Source organism: Pseudogemmatithrix spongiicola, from assembly GCF_030623445.1.
In the GTDB taxonomy this organism is placed as follows: Bacteria; Gemmatimonadota; Gemmatimonadetes; order Gemmatimonadales; family Gemmatimonadaceae; genus Pseudogemmatithrix; species Pseudogemmatithrix spongiicola.
In genome coordinates this window covers 443,687-464,252 of sequence record NZ_CP130613.1, presented here as the reverse complement: position 1 = coordinate 464,252, position 20,566 = coordinate 443,687, and the positions used below count along the sequence as shown (strand labels likewise).

At 70.4% G+C, this 20,566-nt stretch carries 18 protein-coding genes; 5 read left to right on the top strand and 13 right to left on the bottom strand.

The genetic code is table 11. The features are described 5' to 3' along the window. Positions 1 to 2: 2 nt before the first annotated feature. The 5 genes from acpS to Strain318_RS02065 are packed head-to-tail and all read right to left on the bottom strand — an operon-like array spanning position 3 to position 3,032. Positions 3 to 386 carry a holo-ACP synthase gene (gene acpS / locus Strain318_RS02085; protein ID WP_367886881.1) on the bottom strand — a complete coding sequence of 128 codons (384 nt, stop codon included), beginning with the start codon at positions 384 to 386 and terminating at the stop codon, positions 3 to 5. After that, positions 383 to 883 carry a hypothetical protein gene (locus Strain318_RS02080; protein WP_367886880.1) on the bottom strand — a complete coding sequence of 167 codons (501 nt, stop codon included), beginning with the start codon at positions 881 to 883 and terminating at the stop codon, positions 383 to 385. Before Strain318_RS02080 ends, acpS begins: the two co-directional genes overlap by 4 nt. Beyond that, on the bottom strand, positions 873 to 1,472 hold the full coding sequence (locus Strain318_RS02075; RefSeq protein ID WP_367886879.1) for a CYTH domain-containing protein: 600 nt from the start codon (positions 1,470 to 1,472) through the stop codon (positions 873 to 875). Before Strain318_RS02075 ends, Strain318_RS02080 begins: the two co-directional genes overlap by 11 nt. Then, the gene (locus tag Strain318_RS02070) at positions 1,465 to 2,157 is read right to left on the bottom strand and encodes an HAD family hydrolase (protein WP_367886878.1); all 693 of its coding nucleotides are present in this window, start codon (positions 2,155 to 2,157) and stop codon (positions 1,465 to 1,467) included. The genes Strain318_RS02075 and Strain318_RS02070 overlap by 8 nt, the downstream gene beginning before the upstream one ends. Further along, complete coding sequence (locus Strain318_RS02065) at positions 2,154 to 3,032, bottom strand: DMT family transporter (protein ID WP_367886877.1); 879 nt, start codon at positions 3,030 to 3,032, stop codon at positions 2,154 to 2,156. The genes Strain318_RS02070 and Strain318_RS02065 overlap by 4 nt, the downstream gene beginning before the upstream one ends. 73 nt (positions 3,033 to 3,105) lie before the next feature. Between Strain318_RS02065 and Strain318_RS02060 the strand changes: the two genes are divergently transcribed. Then, entirely contained in the window at positions 3,106 to 3,528 is a 423-nt protein-coding gene (locus tag Strain318_RS02060) for a DUF6941 family protein (protein WP_367886876.1), read from the top strand. Here Strain318_RS02060 and Strain318_RS02055 read toward each other — a convergent pair. From Strain318_RS02055 to Strain318_RS02020, 8 genes are read right to left on the bottom strand one after another with little or no spacing between them, the layout of a single operon-like run. Next, positions 3,521 to 4,480 carry a P1 family peptidase gene (locus Strain318_RS02055; protein WP_367886875.1) on the bottom strand — a complete coding sequence of 320 codons (960 nt, stop codon included), beginning with the start codon at positions 4,478 to 4,480 and terminating at the stop codon, positions 3,521 to 3,523. The two genes, Strain318_RS02060 and Strain318_RS02055, sit on opposite strands and share 8 nt — an antisense overlap. Further along, positions 4,477 to 4,656, bottom strand: coding sequence for a hypothetical protein (locus tag Strain318_RS02050; protein ID WP_367886874.1), 180 nt, complete (start codon positions 4,654 to 4,656; stop codon positions 4,477 to 4,479). Before Strain318_RS02050 ends, Strain318_RS02055 begins: the two co-directional genes overlap by 4 nt. A gap of 9 nt (positions 4,657 to 4,665) precedes the next feature. Then, the gene (locus Strain318_RS02045) at positions 4,666 to 6,012 is read right to left on the bottom strand and encodes a sigma-54-dependent transcriptional regulator (RefSeq protein WP_367886873.1); all 1,347 of its coding nucleotides are present in this window, start codon (positions 6,010 to 6,012) and stop codon (positions 4,666 to 4,668) included. A gap of 2 nt (positions 6,013 to 6,014) precedes the next feature. Further along, on the bottom strand, positions 6,015 to 7,964 hold the full coding sequence (locus tag Strain318_RS02040) for a PAS domain S-box protein (protein ID WP_367886872.1): 1,950 nt from the start codon (positions 7,962 to 7,964) through the stop codon (positions 6,015 to 6,017). After that, positions 7,964 to 8,902 carry a diacylglycerol/lipid kinase family protein gene (locus Strain318_RS02035; RefSeq protein WP_367886871.1) on the bottom strand — a complete coding sequence of 313 codons (939 nt, stop codon included), beginning with the start codon at positions 8,900 to 8,902 and terminating at the stop codon, positions 7,964 to 7,966. The genes Strain318_RS02040 and Strain318_RS02035 overlap by 1 nt, the downstream gene beginning before the upstream one ends. A gap of 1 nt (position 8,903) precedes the next feature. Further along, positions 8,904 to 13,379: a translocation/assembly module TamB domain-containing protein gene (locus Strain318_RS02030; RefSeq protein WP_367886870.1), complete on the bottom strand. Its 4,476-nt coding sequence runs from the start codon at positions 13,377 to 13,379 to the stop codon at positions 8,904 to 8,906. A gap of 2 nt (positions 13,380 to 13,381) precedes the next feature. After that, positions 13,382 to 15,631: a BamA/OMP85 family outer membrane protein gene (locus tag Strain318_RS02025; RefSeq protein ID WP_367886869.1), complete on the bottom strand. Its 2,250-nt coding sequence runs from the start codon at positions 15,629 to 15,631 to the stop codon at positions 13,382 to 13,384. A gap of 4 nt (positions 15,632 to 15,635) precedes the next feature. Further along, complete coding sequence (locus Strain318_RS02020) at positions 15,636 to 16,655, bottom strand: NAD(P)/FAD-dependent oxidoreductase (RefSeq protein WP_367886868.1); 1,020 nt, start codon at positions 16,653 to 16,655, stop codon at positions 15,636 to 15,638. A 55-nt stretch (positions 16,656 to 16,710) separates the two neighbouring features. On the opposite strand from Strain318_RS02020, the gene Strain318_RS02015 reads away from it, so the two are divergent. The 4 genes from Strain318_RS02015 to Strain318_RS02000 all read left to right on the top strand — a co-directional run bounded on the left by Strain318_RS02015 (position 16,711) and on the right by Strain318_RS02000 (position 20,510). Continuing rightward, positions 16,711 to 17,718, top strand: a complete 1,008-nt coding sequence (locus Strain318_RS02015; RefSeq protein WP_367886867.1) for a serine/threonine protein kinase — start codon at positions 16,711 to 16,713, stop codon at positions 17,716 to 17,718. 9 nt (positions 17,719 to 17,727) lie between these two features. Then, complete coding sequence (locus Strain318_RS02010) at positions 17,728 to 18,279, top strand: cob(I)yrinic acid a,c-diamide adenosyltransferase (RefSeq protein WP_367886866.1); 552 nt, start codon at positions 17,728 to 17,730, stop codon at positions 18,277 to 18,279. A 10-nt stretch (positions 18,280 to 18,289) separates the two neighbouring features. Then, a complete protein-coding gene (gene aroB / locus Strain318_RS02005) occupies positions 18,290 to 19,408 on the top strand; it encodes a 3-dehydroquinate synthase (protein ID WP_367886865.1) in 1,119 nt (372 codons plus the stop codon). A 208-nt stretch (positions 19,409 to 19,616) separates the two neighbouring features. Beyond that, complete coding sequence (locus Strain318_RS02000; protein WP_367886864.1) at positions 19,617 to 20,510, top strand: sigma-70 family RNA polymerase sigma factor; 894 nt, start codon at positions 19,617 to 19,619, stop codon at positions 20,508 to 20,510. Positions 20,511 to 20,566: the final 56 nt, after the last annotated feature.

The following is a 20,566-nucleotide window of genomic DNA, read 5'->3' as shown; positions in this document are numbered from 1 at the left end:
GGTCAGTCGCGCTCGAGGACGACCACCGCGCCGGCGATGTCGTCCGTGTGACTCAGCGTGAGGTGCACGCGGGTCACGCCGAGTTCCTTGGCCCGCGCCTCGGCGCGCCCGAAGAACGCCAGCACCGGCGGGCCGTCGTCCCCGCGGCGCACCTCGGCTTCTTTCCAGCCGATCAGTTTGGCATCGTCGCTGCCGGTGAGGGCCTTGAACACGGCCTCCTTCGCCGCGAGCCGCGCCGCGAGATGCATGGCGGGACGCGCGCGAGCCAACGCGTACTCCTGTTCGTGCAGCGTGAAGAGCCGATCGAGCGCGCGCTGTTCCTTGCGCGCCAGCATCTGCTCCACGCGCGCGATGGCCACGAGATCGAAGCCGATGCCGACGATCACTGGTCCTGCCTCAGGACGCGACGCCAGAAGGCGCCCTTCCGGCCGCGGGGATCGGCGAGCACGGGCAGCGACTGCTCCCACCACGCATCGGCGGCGCGGAACACCAGCTGCACCTCGGCGACCCAGCGCTCCCACGCGGCATGCTTGTCGTCGGCGCGCGCGAGGCGGGTGTGCTCGGCCGCAGCCTTCATCGACTCAAGCGCCTTCCACACGGGTTGGGCCAGCAGTTCCAACTCCGCCGCCAACGCACGGCGATCGGGCAGCGACTTGCGGTAGCGCCGTTCGGCGAGCGTGGCGATGGCGCCGCGCCAGCCGCGGTCGAGCCGGCCGGCGTCGAAGGCCGCGAGCTGTTGCTCCAGCGCGGTGGCGCGGTGCGCGGCACGGCGCGCCTCGAGCAGCGGCTGGAAGACGACGTCGTGATCCGAGCCTGGCGCCGAGGCGACGGCGAGGGCACGCAGCGATCGCGTGAACTCGGGCAGCGGATACTCAGGCGTCATTGGGCGAGTACCGGTATTCGCCATCGAGCTCGCGGTCGCAGAGCGCGGCGCGCTGCCCGGTGCGCGACTCGAACTTGAGCACGAAGTCCGGCAGGCGCTCGGCCGTGAAGCGCTCGCGCGGTAGCTCGAGCGCAGCGATCGCGGCCTCGATGGCCTCGGGGCTGCCCTCGACCTCGATGAGGATATCCATGCGGGGATATCGCTCAAAGCGAATCGTGGCGCCAGCGAGCGTGAACTGCACGATCTCCCGGTCGATCTCGCGGGTGATGACGTAGCCCATGGCCTCGAGGATGCGGGCGAGCGCGACGGGATCGTCGGCGCCGACGGTGAGTTCCTCGCGGACCTTGAACCCGTCGGCGTAGCCGGTCGGGCCCTTGAAGTCGAGCGACGTGACGACGCGCTCGCTGCGATACACGCGTAGGCGCAGCACGTGGTCGCGCAGGGCCAGCGCGCGGTCAGGCATGTCGTAGCGACGGTCTTCAAGGCGTCCTTCGTAGGCCAAGCTGGCGCCGGCACGCTCGACACGCGCCCGCGCGGCCTGCGCTTCGGCATCGGAGGTCGCGAAACCCTTGAGTTCGACCTCACGCATCGAGGATCGCCTCCAAGACGCGCGGCGTGTCGGTGAAGTCGTCGAAGACGGCCACCGGTGCGTGCGACTCGAGCGTCGTGCGCGCGACGCCGCCGGTAGCGACGCCGATCGCGCGGGCGCCGACGCCGAGTCCGCAGGTCATGTCGTGCTCGGTATCGCCGATGATGACGAGTTGGTCGCCGGCGACGACGCGGCCGAGCAGCCGGCTGGCGCGCTCGCGGGCAATCGGCGGCAGCATGGGACGCTCCTCGTGATCCGAGCCGAAGGCGCCGACGCGGAAGCGCTCGGGTTCGATGTGCACGGCACGGAGCTTGAGGTCCGCGCCTTCAATCACGTTCCCCGTGAGCAGGCCCAGCAGCATGCCCTCGTGCGCCTCGACGGCGGAGAGCAGCTCGAACACGCCGGGCAGGGAGCGCAGCGCCTGCGGATCGCGATCGATCTCCGCGCGCAGGTTGCGGAGATATGCCTGCACGGTCGCGTCGACCGCCGCGTCGATGGCATCGTCGGCGAAGCCCTCGATGCGCATCTTCTCACGGACGATGAGCCGATCCGTCTTGCCGCCGTAACGGTAGGACTTCGGGCCCATGACACCGAAGGTCTCGACCAGGGCGCGCTCCATCGCGCGGCGGCCGGCGCCATCGGACAGCAGCAGCGTGCCGTCGATATCGAAAAGGACGATCTTCATCGCCGTGCCAGGTAGAGGCCGCCGAGCACGGCGACGGCGCCGAAGCCTTGGAAGAGCGTCGGCACTTCGCCGAGCAGGATCCACGCGACGATGACGGCGACGAGCGGCTGCAGGTTGGCGAACATCGCGGTGCGCGTGGGACCGATGGCGCGTACGCCGTGATACCACACCAAGTACGCGACGACCATCGCGAGGACGCCGGAATACGCCACCGCGCCCCAGGTGAGCGGCGTGACGGCGCTCCAGTCGGTCTTGAGGATGGACGGCGCCGCAACGAAGTAGAGCGGCACGACGCCGCCGACCAGTGTCCACGCGGCAACCTGCGCGGGCTCGACGCGCTGCGCGAGGGGCACCAGCCCCGTCGTGTAGAACGCCCAGATCACCACGGCCGCGAGGATGAGCAAGTCACCGACCAGGTGCGCCGTGCCGTCCGCCTGCACGCTGCCGCCGACGACGAGCATCACGCCCGAGATGGACAGGATGATGCCCCACACGGCGCGCATGGGCAGCCGCTCGTGGCCGCCGGCGCGCGCGACGATCGCCACGGCCGCGGGGCTCGCGGCGACGACCAGTGCCGCCGTTCCGGCACGCGTGAGCGCGAGCCCGCTCACGAAGAGCATCTGGTAGATGAAGTGGCCGAGGACTCCGAGCCCGAGGAGCCGCTTGCGATCCGCGGCGCTGGGCCGCAGGCCCTTCTGCGCATATGCGATCGCGAGCAGGATCACGCAGGCGATGCCCATGCGTAGCGCGTTGTAGACGGTCGGCACCATGGCCTCGGTGCCGTACTTCATCACCGAGAAGTTGACGCCCCAGATGACCGCCATGCCGACGAGGCTGAGTTCGGTACTGCGGCTGGCGCGGGCGAGAGCGGTCATAGACTGGGGAATCTAGCGGGATTTCCCTATGAACCCGGATGCGGACCCTCTCGTGCCCCGCTAGCTTCCCCTAATGCACGTCTCTTTCGCGCTTTTTGCGGACTCCGCCAACATCTCCCAGGAAGGCAAGCTCAACATCCTGGGCGTCTTTGACGCGCTGCAGGTCGCGGCGCTGCCGGCCGTGCACCCGCGCGCGACGATGGTCGTCCGCCTGAAGGCGCTGCCCGACGACATCGGGCGGCACACGCTGGGCTTCACCTGGCTCGGCCCGGAAGGCGACGAAATGTGGTCGTCGTCCGGCCAACTGGATGTCGGTGCCCCGCCGCCGGGTGCCACGGAACTCGACGTGCCGGTGATTGCGGCCATCGACCTGCCCATCCAGCACTCGGGCACCCACGTGATGCGCATCGTGCTCGACGGCGATGTCTGCGCGGAGCTGCTGCTGCACGTGCGCGCGGGCGCGCCGGTGATGCCGCCCGCCGGGATGGTCAGCTAGCGGCGAGTCCCGGTACGCCGTCGCGCCCGACCGCGAGGCGCACGGCGCGTTCGATGGCCTGCTCCAAGGCCTGACGCGCGAGCTGCTCGGCTTGGGCCGCCGATCCCTTGGGCCCGTCCATGGGCGCGAGCGCAAAGACCACGTCGCCATCGGCCAAGGTGCCCGCGGGCGTGATGCGCGAGAGCAGGCCCGTGCCCGCGCTGCGCGCGACGGCCTGCAGCTCCACGCGCGAGAGTGCGCAGTCCAGGGCAACCACGCAGATCGTCGTGTTGGTGCCGGCGGTGAAGCCACCCGACGGCGTGCCCGCGGCCACGGCGCGGGCGGTGTCGACGAAGCTGCCATCCTCGAGCCGCGCCCCGGCGATGATGTTGCCGGCCGCATCGCGCACGTCGCCGAAGGCGTTCACCACCGCGATGGCCGCGGCGGCGCAGCCATGGCCTTCCGCGACGGCGATGCCGAGTCCGCCTTTCATGGCACCGGCGGCGCCGCGCAACTTGCCGACCGTCGCGCCGGTGCCGGCGCCCACGCTGCCCTCGGCGATGCCCGTGCTGCGCGCGGTCTCGCAGGCCTCGTAAGCCATCTGCGCCGTGGGGCGGGCGTCGAAGCGCCCGAGCGGCAACAAGTCGAAGATGACGGCGGCGGGCACGATGGGCACCACGCCGGCGCCGACGTTGAAGCCGCGTCCGCGCGCTTCCATCCAGCGCATCACGCCCGCGGCCGCATCGAGGCCGTACGCCGAGCCGCCGGTCAGCAGGATGGCATCGACGCGCTCGACGAGATGCCCCGGCTCCAGCAGCGCTGTCTCCCGGGTGCCGGTCGCGCGACCGAGCACGGCGCAGGCGGCGCGATGTGCCGCGCTGACGCCACGGACGACCGTGCAGCCCGTGGCGCCGTCAGCATCCGTGGCGTGCCCGACCGCGAGCCCGAACCGCTCCAGCGATGCGGCGCTCACGCGTCCTCGTCGGCGTCCTTCGCGTCCTCGGCGGCCTGGCAGCTGGCGCAGAGCGTGACGCCCTTGAGGACGCAGATCTGGCAGATGAAGGTGCCGCAGGACTCGCAGGGATAGCCCTCGCTCGCCCGCTCCTGCTTGCCGCAGGCCCGACAGATCATCGCGTCGCGCTCGGACATCGGTTCCTCCTACTTCTGGCGGTCGGTGAGCTCGTACTCGCGGATCTTCTTGATCAAGGTCGCGCGGGAGATGCCGAGTTCCTTGGCGGCGTGCGCACGGTTGTGCGCGTGCGCGCGCAGCGTGCGGTCGATGTGCGCGCGTTCCACCTCGGCCAACGAGCGAGGCTCGTGGTGCGATACGTCGCCGCCGGCGGCATTGGCGACTTCGCGCGGCAGGTGCAGCACATCCACGGCGGGCAGCCCGCGAGCCATGAGCATCGCGCGCTCGAGCACGTTCCGGAGCTCACGGATGTTGCCCGGCCAGTTGTAGCGCAGGATGGCGTCGAGCGCCTCGTCGGTGAGCGCCGTCGGTGCACCGGGCAGCGACGGCAGCAACGCGTCCTGCACGGCGGCGATCAGCTCCAGCAGGTCCTCGCGCGTGCGCTGGCGCAGCGGCGGCAGGTGGATCGGCATCACCGCGAGGCGGTAGTAGAGATCCTCGCGGAAACGGCCGGCCGCAACGGCCGCCTGCAGGTCCACCGACGATGCGGCGATCACGCGGACGTTCGGCGTGATCTCCTCGCGGCCGCCGACGCGGCGGAAGCCCTTCCCTTCGAGCACGCGCACCAGCTTGGGCTGCAGCGAGGGCTCGAGGTCGGCGATCTCGTCGAGGAAGATCGTGCCGCCGTCGGCGATCTCGAAGGCCCCGGCGCGCGTGACGCCGTACTCACTGCCCGCCTCGACGCCGAAGAGCTCGCTGTCGAGCGACTCGGCCCGCAGCGTGGCGCAGTTCACTTCGACGAACGGCTTGCCCGCCCGCGGGCTCTGTGCGTGCAGCAGCTCGGCCACGCGACCCTTGCCGGCCCCGCTCTCGCCGAGGATCAGCGCCGTCGTGCGATCCGACGCGGCGAGCAGCTGCAGCTGCGCCTGGAGTTCGCGCATCGGCGGCGTGGAGCCGAACACGAGGCCCTTCTCGGCGCCGCGCTTGTCGCTGAGCCAGCGGCTCAGGCGACGCAACTGCGCCTTCTCGAGGGCACGCTCGGCCGCGGCCTTGAGATGGCTCAGGTCGACGGGCTTCGTGAGGAAGTTCTCGGCGCCCTTGTGCAGCGCGTCCACGGCCATCGGCACGTCGCCGTAGGCCGTGACCATGACGACGACCGGGTTGTGCTCGCGGATGGCGGCGAGCACATCGAAGCCGGTCATGTCTGGCAGGCGGACGTCGAGCAGGACGAGGTCGGGGCGAAGGCGCTCGAAGGCGGCGATGCCGTCCGCGCCGGTGTACGCCTCGGCAACGGTGTGCTGGCCATCGTGGCGGAAAAACATCGCGAAGGCAGTCGCGATCGCCACTTCGTCGTCAATGATGAGGATGCTGGCCATTGCTAGGGCGAGGGGGGCGCAGGCGGCGAGACGATCGGCAGCGCGACCTCGAACGTCGCGCCCTTCCCGGGCTCCGACTGCACGCGGATCGTGCCGCCGTGGTCCCGGACGATGCCGTCGGCGATGGACAGGCCGAGGCCCGTGCCGCTGCCGCGCGGCTTCGTCGTGTAGAACGGGTTGAAGATGTGCGGGAAGTGCTCCGGCGCAATACCGGGCCCGGAATCCGCGACGCTGACGATTGCGCTGTCGCCCGCGCGACGCGTCGTGACGCGGATGCGTCGCGCTCCGGGATGCTGCACCACCGCCTGCTCGGCGTTCCCGAGGATGTTGAGGAACACCTGCTGCAATTGGAACGGATCTGCCCAGGTGACGGGCAGGCTGCGGTCCAGCTCCACCTGCAGTTCGATGTCCTGCACGCGCAGCGGATAGCGGCGCAGCTCCACCGTGTCCTCGATGACGGCGTTCAAGTCGGTGGCCAGGCGCTCGGCGGGATTCTGCCGGGCGAAGGTCAGCAGCTTGTTCACGATGCGCGAGGCGCGGCGGACCTCGCTCGCCACGGTCGCCGCGCACTCGCGGGTGGCCTCGGGGAGCGCGGGCTCCTGCTCGAGCAACTGCACGTTGCTCAGGATGGTCTGCAGGGGCACGTTCATCTCGTGCACCACGCCGCTCACGAGCTCGCCGAGCGCGGCGAGCTTCTCGCGGCGCACGACCTGTTCCTGCAGGTTGCGCTCGTCGGTCACGTCGCGGGCGACGGCGAGCACGCCGGTGACGCGTCCGTGCTCGACGAGCGGCGTGGCCAGCACCGCGGCGATGCGCTGGGCGCCGTCCGGCCGCGTGAAGCGCAGCTCGCGGCGCTGCCGTTCGCCACCCAACGTGGCGGCGAACAGGCGCCAGAGGTCGGCCCGCTCCGAGGGCCGCAGGATCTCGACGAAATTGGTGCCGATGAGCGCGCTCCGCGGCTTGCCGCTCACCTTCTCGAGCGCGCGGTTCACGGAGGTGAAGCGGCCGTCCTCGTCGATGGTCGCGATGGCGTCTTCGGCGGAGTCGACGAGCCGCGTGTGCGTGGCTTCCAGCCGCTCGAAGGCGACGCTGCGCGTCCGCTCGTCGGTGAGGTCGCGGACCACGCCGAGGATGCCCGTGACCGTGCCGCGCGTGACGATCGGACTGTTCGCCACCGCGACCAGGCGGCGCGAGCCATCCTTGCGGATGATGTGGCACTCGTAGCGCTCGCGCTTGCCGCCGAGCACGGCCCGGAAGTGGCCGGCGACGGCGGACTGATCCTCCGGTGCGATCATCGGGATCGCGCTGCGGCCGAGCATCTCGCTGCGGCTGCGGCCCGCGAGCTCGAGCGTCGCCGGATTGACCGAGGTGAACAGGCCCCGGCGGTCCACCGTCCAGATCCCGTCCGTCGCGACCTCGGCGAGGTCGCGGAAGCGCGCGTTCGAGGCGGCGACCTCGTCGCGGGCGCGCGCCTCATCCGTGAAGTCGGTGAGCGAAACCACCAAAGCACTCACGTGTCCGTGCTCGCGCAGCGGGCTGATGCTCAGGTTGAGGCGGCGCAGGTCGCCGTCAGGCCGCACCACGGTGCACTGCGCCCGCACCGCATCGCCCTCGGCGGCACGCTGCACGTACTCGCGCAGCTGGACCTGCTCCTCACGCGCGACGAGCTCGGGCAGGCGTTGGTCGCGCAGGACGCGTCGGTTGACGAAGAGCTGGTGCGCCGCCTCGTTGGCGTACTCGATGACGCCGCCGATCGTGGTCACGAGGACGCCGTCCGTGACGGACTGCATCACCAGCCGATGCTGCTCGGCCAAACCCAACAGGCGCTCGCGCTCCCGCCAGAGCTCCTCGAGCACCGCGGCCTGCGCGGGCGGGAGCTCGCGCAGCAGCGCCCGCAGGCGCGGCTCCAGCGTAGCGTCGGGGATGATCCCCGTGGAATGGTGCTCCTGCATCACCGCCGATCCAGCGCGTGGTGGGGATTCGGAACGTACGGAACGGGCTGCGCCGGGGCAAACGTCGGCCTGGGCGCGAGGAAGCGCGCCGCCGCCGGCACCACCGACGCCTCGAGTATCGGCACGCGGAGCAGCTCGCCATCCGCTTGTGCCGGCACGTTGGCCGCCGCCTCGAGGCGGATGTGCCGGCCGCGGCGAAAGGTCATCCGCCGGTCCGGTCGGAAATCTCGGCGCGCCATGCGCCACGCGAGCCCCATCCCATCCCCGACGCCGGCCGCCGAGAAGAGGCAGAGGTCGAGTTGCCCGTCCGTCGGCGTGATGTCGGGGCCGAGCCCGAACCGGCCGTCCATCACCGCGCCCACGTTCGCGATCATGGCCAACGCCACGTCGACGTCGAGCGACTCGCCGTCCACGACGGCACGCACGCGGAACGAGCGCATGCCCGGCAGGGCCAGCGCCGCGCTCCACACATATGCGGCGACCCCGAAGCGACGCTTGGCCGCTGGATTCGCGCCCGCGATCATCGCCGCGTCGAGCCCGAAGCCGGCCGTGAGCGAGAAGTAGCGGCCGTCGCCGAGGCGCCCGAGATCCATCGCGGCGACCTCGGCATCTGCGACCGCGCGCACGGCACGGGAGACGTCGAGCGGAATGCCGAGATGCCGTGCAAGCTGGTTGCCCGTGCCGCCCGGCAGCACGCCCACGGCGATGCCGCGCCCCACCAACGCGCCCACCACTTCCATCACGGTGCCGTCGCCGCCGAGCACGAGCACGGAATCGCCATCGGCTTCGGCGGCGGCGATCTGCGCCGCGTGGCCGGCGGCCGTCGTGCGGCGCAGTCGCGGCTCGAGGCCCGCGGCACGACACGCCGTGAGCGCCGCGGCTTCGGCGGAGCGCCCGCCGCGCGCCGCGGGGTTCACGATCAGCAGCGGGGCGCGCATCTCAGAACCGCCACGCACGGAAGAGATCCACACCCACCTGCCGCGGCGTGGGCACGAAACCGCGCGCCGAGTTCGTGGCATCGGACGCGCAGAGCATCGCGCTGGTCGGCGGCTCCACACCGATCGAGGCGCTGAAGCCGCGGCCGAGGAGGTAGTCGAACTTCACGCCGAGGGCGTCGCCGAACGGCAGCGCGTTGCTGCCGCCGTTCTGCGAGACGAACTGGCCGACGCCGCAGAGCCCCGCGTCGAGACGCACGAAGGCGCGGTCGCCGACCTGCTTGGCGCAGTTGAAGCGCGAGCCCGAGAGGATGCCGCCGCCGACGTCGCGGGCACTGCCTTGGTATGCATCGAGGCCGGCCGTGGTGACCTGTGCATCGTCGCAGAGGCCGCCGGCGACCTTGCTGCCGAGCACCGAGCCCAGCGAGCCGAGGAAGACGCGCGCCGCCGTGGCCGACACGTTGCCGTCGCGCGCGATCTCGAAGCTCGGGCCGCCCGTCACGAGGTAACTCACGAGGTCGGAGTTCGTGACGCGCATCGAGTCCGGGGTCGAGAGTTCAGCCGTCGGTTGCCGGAGCGTGCCGCCCAGGTGTACGCGCACGCGCACATCCGGCCGCACACCCTGCTCCGAGTACTGCCGCACGGTGTGCAGGGCCGAGATGTTCAGCGTGGGATTGAGCTCGGTCTCGCCGAAGAAGCGGATCTCGCCCTGCTCCACGGTGAAGGTGCGCTGCACGGGTCCGAGGTTGAGGCGATACGTACCGCGCACCGTCTCCAGCGGGCCGGTGATGGCCAGCTGCACGCGTCCCGCGTCGGGACCGCGCGTGATGCGGCCGCGCGTGACCGTCAGCTGCCCGCCGAGGTTGATGTTCGCCTCGCTCGAGCGGATCCACACGTCACCACCCATCGCGATCGGGACGTTCGCGACGACGAGGTTCTGCAGGAACGGCGGCAGCCCACGCTGGCCGTTGCCGTTGCCGTTGAGCGTCAGCGTGTCGAGCGCGGCGAAGCGGTCCGGCCCCTGCAGCGAGATGACGTCCTTGGCGGCCAGCTCGGGAATGCCGATGATCGCACGGTCGGCCGTGAGGAATCCGCGCAGCGTGGCTTCGTCGAGGCTGCCGGCAAGGCGCAGCTCGCCGCTGAGGTCCACCTCGGCGGTGCCGGGCTGCGCGTACACGTTGAAGCCGCGGCTGGTGGCCCGCACATCGAGGCTGGGATTCTCGCGGTCGCGCAGGGACAGCCAGCCGTTGAGCGTCAGTCGCCCCGCACGCGAGATGCCCTGCACCGGCGAGTTGAGCGACACGCTGCGCACGGCGATCGAGTCGCCGAGGAAGCCGATGTCGGCTTCGACGTTGCGCCAGCGCACCTGACCGAGGCCGGGCGGCGTGAGGGCGCCGTTGCTCACGCGCAGGTCGCCGACGGCCGTCGGCTGTGCCCAGGTGCCGCCGAGCGTGAGGCCGACGCGCATCGTCCCGCGCGCGCCGCCAACGCCGGCGGTGAGGGACTCGAAGAGGCCGAGGTCAAGCGCATCGGCGGCGATGCGTCCGCTCACCGCGCCGTCCGGCACCATGCGCACGCCGCGGTCCGTGAGGTCAAGCTGCAACGGCAGCGTGGCCTCGGCCGTGGCGACGGGTGCCGCCGTCCGCCCGAGGGCGAGATTCAGGTTGAGGCGGTCGCGCTGCGCGCCGACGCGCGCGTTGAGCGTGTCGAGGCGCACGCCGCGCACGAGGGCGCCGCGCAGTTGGCCCTCGGCGTCGAGTGTCGGAGCCTCGCGCGTCCCGCCGAATCGCGCGTCGGCGTCGAGGCGGCCGCGCTCGAGATCGGGCGTCTGGAAGAGCTCGGCGATGTCGGCCATCGGCACATCGCGGCCCACGAGGCGGAAATCGAGCGGTCCAGTGGCGGGCAATCCGCCGCTGGCCTCGAGCTGGGCGCCGTTGCTCGCGGCGAGCCGCATCGGATCGATGATGAAGCCACCCTGCGAGACCCGCACACGCGAAGATTGCTGCAGCCGCCACGTATGCAGGGCCGTGCGGAGGAACAGCGAATCCGTGCGCAGCGTCGTCGTGTCGCTGCGCACGCTCAGTTCGCCACCGAAGGCGAGCTGCGTGCCGGCGGGTCCGGTGGCACGCAGCCGGATGGCCGCCGGGTCACGACCCGACAACACCGCATCGGCGCCGAGTGCCACCAGTTCCAGGCCGCCGAGAGTGAGCGTATCGCCGCGCAGCGACACGCTGCCGCCGGGTGCCGCCGGCAAGCCGGTGAGCGCGGCATCGAGCTGGGCCACCGTCGCGCGGTTGCCGTCGAAGAAGAGGCCGTTGGCCGTGGTCGTGACATCGGCGGCGAAGTCGCGAACCCAGCCGCGGAGACGCGCGTCGAGCAGCGCGCTGCCGGCCAACGAGTCGCCGACGGGGCGATCGAGCAAGGGCCGTACGCCACCGAGCGAATCGAGGCGGATGCGCAACCGCAGGGAGTCGGTGAATCCCTCGGCGAGCCCCAGCGCGCCCGCGCCCGCGACGTCGGCGGCAGCGGTCTCCAGCGTCAGGGTATCGAGCCGCGCGAAGCCGTCGGCGAAGGTGAGGCGCGCACGCCCGGCGAAGATGCGCACGCCCTCGAGCACGGAACGTTCGAGGTCTACGTCCACCGCCCCGATCAGGTCGGCCAGCGCCTCGAAGCCGATCTCGCTGCGCACGGTGCCCGTGAGTTCGCCCGTGGGTACCCGCGGATTGTCGAAGAGGATGCGCGGATCGACGGCCTCGCTGCGCAGCTCGCCGATCACGCGGTAGTTGGGCAGCGCGTTGTCAAGGCGCAGGTCGGTGGAGAAGCGGCCGGCGGGGCCGGTGAGCGTCGTGGCGAGCGTGAGGTCGTCGGCGGTGCCGCTGCTGCGCAATGGCCCGGCGTACTCACCGCGGAGGGTGAGCGCGGGAAACGAACGGGCGAGCGCGGTGAACGAAATCGGCAGGGCCTCGCCGTCGAGGTCCCAGCGCAGCGGCGAGGCGGCGTCCCAGCGCACGCGGGCGCGGCCCACGAGGTGCGAGGCCGGCGCGTCGCCGTCGACGAGGGTGAGGTCGGCCTCGCTCAGCCGCAGGTCGCCCCACGCGGAGTCGAGCACGGCGCGACCGCTGATCACGCCATTGAGCTTGGGCAGCGTCGGTTCCCACGCCTGCGCGGTGCGTAGGTCGAAGGCACCGAGATCGACGCTCACGCCGGAGAAGACCGGCACCGCGGGATCCGAGAGGTCGATGGTGCCACGGGCCCGCGCGCGCGCCACCGCGCCAGGCACGTTGCGGTCGTAGAAGGTCGCCGTGGCGTCGTCGACGGCGAACGCGGAGAGCGGACCGCCGCGCGCCCGCAGGCGGCCGACCACGCGGCCTTCGAGCGGGATGGGCAGCGGTCCGCGGTTGAAGCGGCGGATCAGCGCGGCGTCGAGCGGCGCCATCTCGAGGTCCACGTTGCGCAGCGCGACGTCGCGCCCCTTCACGCCCCAGGTCATCTGCCCGCTGAGTCGCGACGCGTGCGCCCGCACGTCCATCTGCGTGATGACGTACTCCATCAGTGCGGGATCGCGCGGGTTGTTGCGGATGTCCAACCGCATGCGCCCGCCGCCCTCGTTGGGAATCGCCGGGTTGATCCACGCGACGTCGGCGAGCGCCACGGAATCCGTGTCGATGCGGAAGAGGAAGCGCGCCTTCTCGCCTCCGCCCCAGGTCACGCGACCGATGGCCCTGCCCGCGGATCCGGGCAGCGTGAAGCGTGTGAGGTCGACACGTAGCGTGTCGGGGATGAGCGCGATGTTGCCCGCGACCTCGCGGAACGCGAACGGCGGATCGCTCTCGTCCACGTCGAGCCGCGCGATGTCCACGTGGAGACCCACCGAATCGGGGTAGGCGAAGCGCGCGCGCGGAACGTCCAACGCGATGCGTTCCCAGCGCCAGGCTTTCGTCCGCCGTGCCGAGGGCGCGCTGTCGGGCGCCCAGGGCAGGAGCAGCGCGAACTCACCGTCGCGCACGCTGGCCTGCTGCACGACGAACACCGCGCCGAAGGCCGTGCGGGCCCGGCGCGCCCGGCGGCGCTGCTGCCGGGGAAACAGCCGCTCGTGCGTCCATGTGCCGTCAAGCTCCTGCCGCGCCGCGACGAAGGGGCGTTCCACCTCGAGCGAGCGCAGGATGATGCGACCGTCCGCGAGGTCGCGCGGATCGAAGGTCACGCGGATCGGTCCCGACGCCACGAACACCGAATCATTGGCATCGGCGATGCGCAGCGAATCGACCCGCAGATCGGTGATGAACGAGCCGCTCAGCGTCCCCAGGTGCACCTTGGCGCGGAGCATGCGCTCGAGCTGTCCCTGGGCGACGCGACGGATCCACTCGCGGCCGCCCTCGGACTGGGTCGCCGCGACCAGCGCGCCGATGGCCGCCGCCCCGATGGCGATCATCAGGCCGGCGGAGACGAGCACGACCGCGGCGCGGCGGTTGAATCCCATGGCTAGAAGGCCTGCCCGATGGCGATCGACGGCGTCCAACGCCCGAAGAAGTCGCGCTGCGCGCGCGGCACGTAGCTGCCCGGGCAGCTCCCGCTGGCCTGGACGAGGACGACACCTTGCAGCGTGGCCGGCAAGCGGTTGGTCGGGCTGACGCAGTACAGTGCGCCACCGGCCGCGACCGGCGCGTCGAAGTACGCGGCGCCACCCGGGCGCGCGTACTGGTTGTACGCGAGGTCGGCGCGGAGGAAGCCGATCGGCGTACGAATCGAGATGCCGGCGCCCGGGGTCCACTTGAGTTGCTTGAAGCCAAGCCCGCGCACGCCGACGCCGCGGTTCCACAGCTCCCCGACGTCGGTGAACAGCGTCCACTTGATCAGCGAGGGCAGGAACGGACTCACGATGCGCAGCTCGAAGTTGCCGACGATGCTGGTGTTGCCGCCGGTGGGCACGGCGCGCTGGTTGACCTCGGCGCTGTTGGCGCGGAGGAAGACCGTATCGCCCGGCGCGACGGACGCCCGCGGAAGCCCGTCGGTGCCGACGGTATCGTACGACGTCGGGATATACACCTGTGGGCCAAGCTCGTTCTGGCGGAACCCACGCACGGAGTTCGGGCCACCGGCGTAGAGCCGCTCCTGTGGCGGCACGAAAGTCGCCGTGCGACTGAGCGAGAAGTCCGACCCGAACACCGTCCCGAGGCGCAGGCGCATGGCGAAGGTGACGTCGGCACCGAGCGACTTGAACCAGGCGCCGTCGAGCGTGACGCGCGCGAAGTCGATGTCGCTCTCGGCGCCGACGACGTCCGACGCGTAGCGCAGCTCAAAGCGTCCCATCACGCCGTTGGAGGGATCGATCGGATCGTTCGTGCGCTCGTAGGACGAGCCGCCGCTCAGCACGGCCAGGCGCAACGGACGTTCGAGCGCGGCGCGGTCGCGGTCCTCGCAGGCGTTGAACACGGCGCAGAACAGCGCCGGCTGCGCCTCGGTTCGGCCGTACTCCACCGTGTAGCCCAGCGATGCCGAGCGACGGCCGATGGCCCGCGCGAGGTTGAGGCTGCCACCGACGGGCGTCGTGCGCAGGTAGGCGTTGTACTCGGAGCGCCGTTCGGAGTAGAGCGTCAGCGTGGGCACGAAGCTGGCGCGCAGCACCGCGGGCTGCGAGAGCGTCGCACCGACGTAGTAGTTGAGGTCGCGCGAGTAGATGTCGTTCTGCGCCTGCGGGCAGAGCGACGAGGCACCGGCGAGCGGTTCGCCGATGCCGATCTTCGAGACGCGGCTGCGCATCTCCAGGCGCGTCGCCGAACGCAGCAGGTTGTACTCGGTGACGTCGGCGGTCATGCGGAAGCAGTCCAGCGAACCCCAGCCGCCGCCCAGGCGCGCCGCGCGGAGGTAGCCCTCCCGCAGGTCCACGTTCACGGCGATCAGCGAGTCCCCGAGCGCATCGCCCGGCTCGACGGTCACCTGCGCGAAGGCCTCGCTCTGGTAGAGCGTGCGCTTGGCGCGCTCGAGCAGCCGCTCGCGGTAGAGGTCGCCCTCTTCGATGCCGGCGAGGCGTCGCACGGCCCTGGGCCCGACATCGGGCGCCGCGCCATCGCGGCCCTGGTGCGTGATGTCGACGCGCCCGATGCGGCGGCGCGGACCGGTGATCACGCTGAGCGTGACCGTGGCGCGGCGCTCGCCGCGTCGCAGGTCGTACCCGAGGAACGTCTCGGCGTCGGGATATCCGTTGTCGCGCAGGCGGCGCGTGAGGGTGTCGCGCGTGGCGGCCGTCGCGTAGCGGTCGAACCACCCGCCCTCGACCGTCGGCAGGCGCCGCAGGATGCCAGCGCGCTCCGGCACGTCGTCGAGCCCGGCGATCACCAACGTGTCGATGATGACCGGCTCGCCCTCGACGATGAGGAAGCGCACATCCACGCGGCGCGGCGCGACGTTGCTGACGACGGTGTCGACCGTGGCGTCGAGAAAGCCGTGGTTGCGGTACCACAGCCGCAGACGGACGACGTCGAGCGGCAGCTCTTCCGGGTCGAGGCAGCGGCGTGCGCCGAGCACGCGCGTCAGCCGCCGCAGCCGCGAGCTCGGCGTGGTGACGATCCCCGCCTCGAGCTGCGCGTCGGGGAACGCCGTGTTGCCCTGGAAGCCGAGCGTGGCTACCTCGACGTCGCCGCGGTCGCAGCGGGTCTCCTGCGCGGCGACCGCTGCCGGCCCGAGGAGGGCCAGCAGCGCCGTCAGCGACGCCAGCGCTCGCGGCAGCCGCACGCGATCAGTCGTCCTTCTGCCCGAAGACCGCGAGGTTCGACGAGTGCCCCGGGTTCACCTTCTTCTCGGGGTAGATCCAGTGCACCGCCTGGTTCACCGCGATCGCCGACTCGGCGAATCCCAGCGCGATGAGCTTGAGCTTGCCCGGATAAGTGTTCACGTCGCCGGTCGCGTACACGCCGGGCCGGCCCGTCTCCATCTGTGAGTTCACGTGGATCTCGTCCTTCTCGACCGTGAGGCCCCACTGCGTGAGCGCGCCCATGTCGGACACGTACCCGAGCATCGGGAGCACCGCGTCGCAATCGATGCGCTTGGTGGTCTTGGCCTTGATGTCCTTGAGCTCGATCGCGTGCAGGCGGTCGCCGTCGCCGTAGACGTCGGCGAGCTCGTGGAAGGTGTGCACGCTGGCCTTGCCCTGCGCGGCGGCGGCCATCACCTCGTCCACGGTGGCCTGGTGCGCGCGGAAGCGGTCCGAGCGGTGCACTAACGTGATCTCCTTCGCGACGCCCTGCAGTTGGTGGGCCCAGTCGAAGGCGGAGTCGCCGCCGCCGATGATGACCACGCGCCGGCCGGCGTACTTCTTGGGGTCGAGCACGACGTCGTCGATGCCCTTGCCGTACCAGGGTTCGGCGCAGGCCTGCGGCAGGCGCCGCGGCGAGAACGCACCGATGCCAGCGGCGATGATCACCGCACGCGTGGGAAAGCGATCGGTCTCGGTGACGAGGACGAAATGGCCGTTCTCCTCCTCGAGCCCGACGACGTTCTGCCCGCAGTGGATGGGCTGGCCGAACTGGCCCGCCTGCTGCACGAGGTTGGTGACGAGATCCTTCGCGAGGACCTTCGGATACCCGGCCACGTCGAAGATGAACTTCTCGGGGTACAAGGCGGCGAGTTGGCCGCCGGGCTGCGGCAGGGCGTCGACGATTTGCGCCGTCGCGCCACGCATGCCAGCATAGAACAGCGCAAAGAGCCCCGCCGGGCCCGCGCCGATGATCGTGATGTCGCGGATGTCGTGAGTTGCCATCCATATAAAATCGCCCTAGGACGGGCGACTTCACAACGGCTAGTTTAGGGACACGATGAGTCTTGGACCCGACCTCCGGACCGAAACCCGCTTCCGCCTCCTCCGCGAGGTGGCCCGCGGGGGCATGGCCACGGTCTACGAGGCCGAGCAGCTGGGCGCGGCCGGCTTCTCCAAGCGGATGGCCGTCAAGATCATCCACGACCGCTTCGCCGAGCACCCCGAGTGGCTGCAGCTGTTCATCGACGAGGCCAAGCTCTCGGCCAACCTCGTGCACGGCAACATCGTGCAGATCTATTTCTTCGGGAACTCCGACCGCGGCCCGTTCATCGCGATGGAGATGATCAAGGGCATCACGCTGCGGACGCTGATCAACACGCACCGCAAGCGGAAGGAGCCGCTGCCGGCGGACATCGCCGCGTATTGCGCGAGCCGCATCTGTCGCGCGCTGGACTTCGCGCATCACTACGTGGATGACGACGGCGAGCGCATGGAGATCGTGCACCGCGACGTCTCGCCGGGCAACGTGATGCTCACCTGGGACGGCCACGTGAAGCTGGCCGACTTCGGCATCGCCAAGGCGCGCACGATGTTCGATCCGGCCAAGGACAAGACCGTCCTCCTTGGCAAGAAGCACTACATGGCGCCGGAGCAGCTGCTGGGCAAGCCCGTGGATGCGCGGGCCGACATCTTCTCGATGGGCGTCGTGCTCTTCGAGCTGTTCGCGCTCAAGACGCTGTTCACCGAAAACGAGACGCTGGCGGCGATCGAGGAGGTCGTGATCTCGCCGACGCCCGATGTGCGCTCGCTACTGCCGCTGGTGGACACGGGGATCCGCGGCATCATCTCGGGCGCGATCTCCAAGGAGCCTGAACAGCGTCCGAGTGCGGCGAAGCTTGGGCTCTCGCTCGACCGATGGAACATGGCGCAGGGCACGCCGGGCAGCCCCGAACGGCTGCAGCAGCACCTCGCCGCGCTGTTCCCCGAGAGCTATGCGCCACCGACGCGCCCGACACGGGCGATCGCCGCCGTCGACATCCCGGACACGAAGCCCCGCCAAGGCTAGATTTGGGGCATGACGCTCAAGATCTACACCAAGACCGGCGACGACGGGGATACCGGCCTGTTCGGCGGGGGCCGCGTGCCCAAGGATCACCCGCGGGTCACCGCGTACGGTGAAGTGGACGAACTCAACGCGGTGATCGGCCAGGCGCGCTCGGTCGAGATGATGCCGCGCATCGACGAAGTGCTCGCTCCCGTGCAGCGCGATCTCTTCGCGCTCGGCGCGATGCTCGCGACGCCGGACCTCGAGAAGATGAAGGAGCAGCTCGAGAAGGCGCGCATCTCGGACGCGCGCGTCGCGCAGCTGGAGCAGGCGATCGATGACGGTGAGGGCGAGCTGGAGCCGCTCAAGGCCTTCATCCTGCCGGGTGGCACGGCGAAGGCCTCGGCGCTGCACGTGGCACGCACGGTGTGCCGCCGCGCCGAGCGTGCGGTGATCCACCTGCAGCGCGATACGGAGGTGCCGCAGATCGTCATCGTGTACCTCAACCGCCTGAGCGACCTGCTCTTCGTGTTGGCGCGCGTCGCGAACAAGCGCGCCGGCGCCGGCGAAGTGACCTGGTAGGCCTGCGCCCATGACCACGCTCGCGCTGCACGGCTCGAGCATCGAGATCGCCCCGGGTGCGCTGGCATCGCTGGGCCAGCGCGTGGCGGCCCTGCATCCCGGGCGTCGCGTGGCGATCGTCGCCGACGCGCAGGTCGCGCAGCACTACGCCGCGAAGGCGCTGGCCAGCATGGTCGCGTCGGGCATGGCGCTGGGGTCCACGGTCGGCGGCACCGTCGCCCCGGGCGTGTTCACGTTTCCGGCTGGCGAGCAGCATAAGACGCGCGACACCTGGGCCAAGCTCACGGACCAGCTCATCGCCGCCGGTCACCGCCGCGACTCTGTCTTCGTCGCGCTGGGCGGCGGCGTCACCGGCGACCTCGTGGGATTCGTCGCCGCGACGTACCTCCGCGGCGTGCCGTTCGTGCAGATGCCCACGTCACTCACCGCCATGATCGATGCCGCCATCGGCGGCAAGACGGGCGTGGACACCACCGCAGGCAAGAATCTCGTCGGTGCGTTCCATCAGCCGTCACTGGTGCTTATCGACCCGCGGCTGCTGCGCACGCTGCCCCCGCTGCAGCTGCGGCAGGGGCTCGCCGAGGCCATCAAGCATGGCGTGATCGTCGACGCGAGCTATTTCGCGTGGATCGCCGCGTCGCTGCGCGACATCCTCGACGGCGAGATCGACGATGCGACCGCGATGCGACTCGTGCAGCGCTCGGTGGAGATCAAGGTCGGCGTCGTCGCGCAGGACGAACGCGAGGGCGACATCCGCAAGATCCTGAACTTCGGCCACACGATCGGGCACGCGATCGAGCATGTCACGGGCTACGGCATTCCGCACGGCGACGCCGTGGCGATCGGCATGGTGGCGGAGGCGACGTTGGCCGAACGGCTGGGCCTTGCGACACCAGGATTGGCCGACACCATCGCGACGGTGTGCGATGCCGCCGGCCTTCCCGTGCGACTGCCCGAGGGCGTGGCTCCGGCCGAGATCGTTGTCGCAACGCGCAGCGACAAGAAGACGCGCGGCGGCGTGGTCGAATACGCCCTCCCGAGCGCCCTTGGCGCCATGGCCGGAGCGGGGTCGGGATACGGCACGGCCGTCCCGGAGGCCGCCGTGCTCGAGATGCTCCAACATTTGTGAGCTTCCCTAACTCCTTGTACATCAAGGAGATGGCGTGATGATGTCGGCAACGAAATGGTTTGGCATGCTTTTTGGCTGTTGACCGTTTCGCGCCCCGACCCCTAGCCTATCGGTCCATGCCCCGGGGCAATGCACCCGGCTGGCCCGTCCGTGATCTTGGGGGTGCCCCCCGGCACCGTCTCCTTTCACACGCAGGTTTGGGGTGGGTATGCAGCACGAGTCCGCGACGCGTAGCAGAGGTTATTTCCGTTCGTCCCCGTCGTCCGCGTTCGACCAGTACCTGCTCGACATCCAGAAGCTCCCGCTCATCACCGACCCCGCCGAGGAGAAGCGCCTCGCGCGGCTCGCTCAGAAGGGCGACGAAGCCGCCGCCGAGCGGCTGGTGACGGCGAATCTCCGCTTCGTCATCTCCTATGTGAAGAAGTATCAGGGCCACGGCCTCGACCTTTCGGAGCTGGTCGCGATCGGCAACGAGGGTCTGTTGAAGGCGGTGCGCAAATTCGATCCCGACCAAGGCGTCAAGTTCATCTCGTACGCCGTGTGGTGGGTGCGCCAGGCGGTGCTGAAGGCGCTCGCCGAGCAGACGCGCTCGGTGCGCATCCCGCTGAACCAGAACTCGCAGTTGATCCGTCTGTCGCGTGCCGAGACGGTGCTGGCGCAGGTGCTGAAGCGTGACCCCACCGACCATGAGATCGGGCGTCTGCTCGACGAGACGCCGGAGCAGGTCCGGGCCGCGAAGTCGATGTCGTCCACGGAAGTGTCGCTCGACGCGCCGGTGGACCGCTCGGACCGCGAGGCATCGACGTTGGGAGAGCGCTTCGCCGACCGCGATGGCATCGAGATCGAAGAGCGCACGGATTTCAACCTGATGCGCGAGACGATCGACCGCGTGTTCCGGCAGTACCTGACGCCGCGCGAGCGGAAGATCCTGAACCTTTACTACGGGCTCGACGAGGGCGCCGAGGCGATGACGCTGGAGAAGATCGGCGCGTTGATGGGCGTGACGCGCGAGCGGATCCGGCAGATCCGGGAGCGGGCGTTTGACAAGCTGAGGACGTCGCCGGAAGGCCGGGCGCTGGCGGGCTTTTGGGGAGTGGCGTAACTGCAGACGGGAGATGTGAGATGTAAGATGTAAGTGCGTCGTCGCGCGCCCGGAAT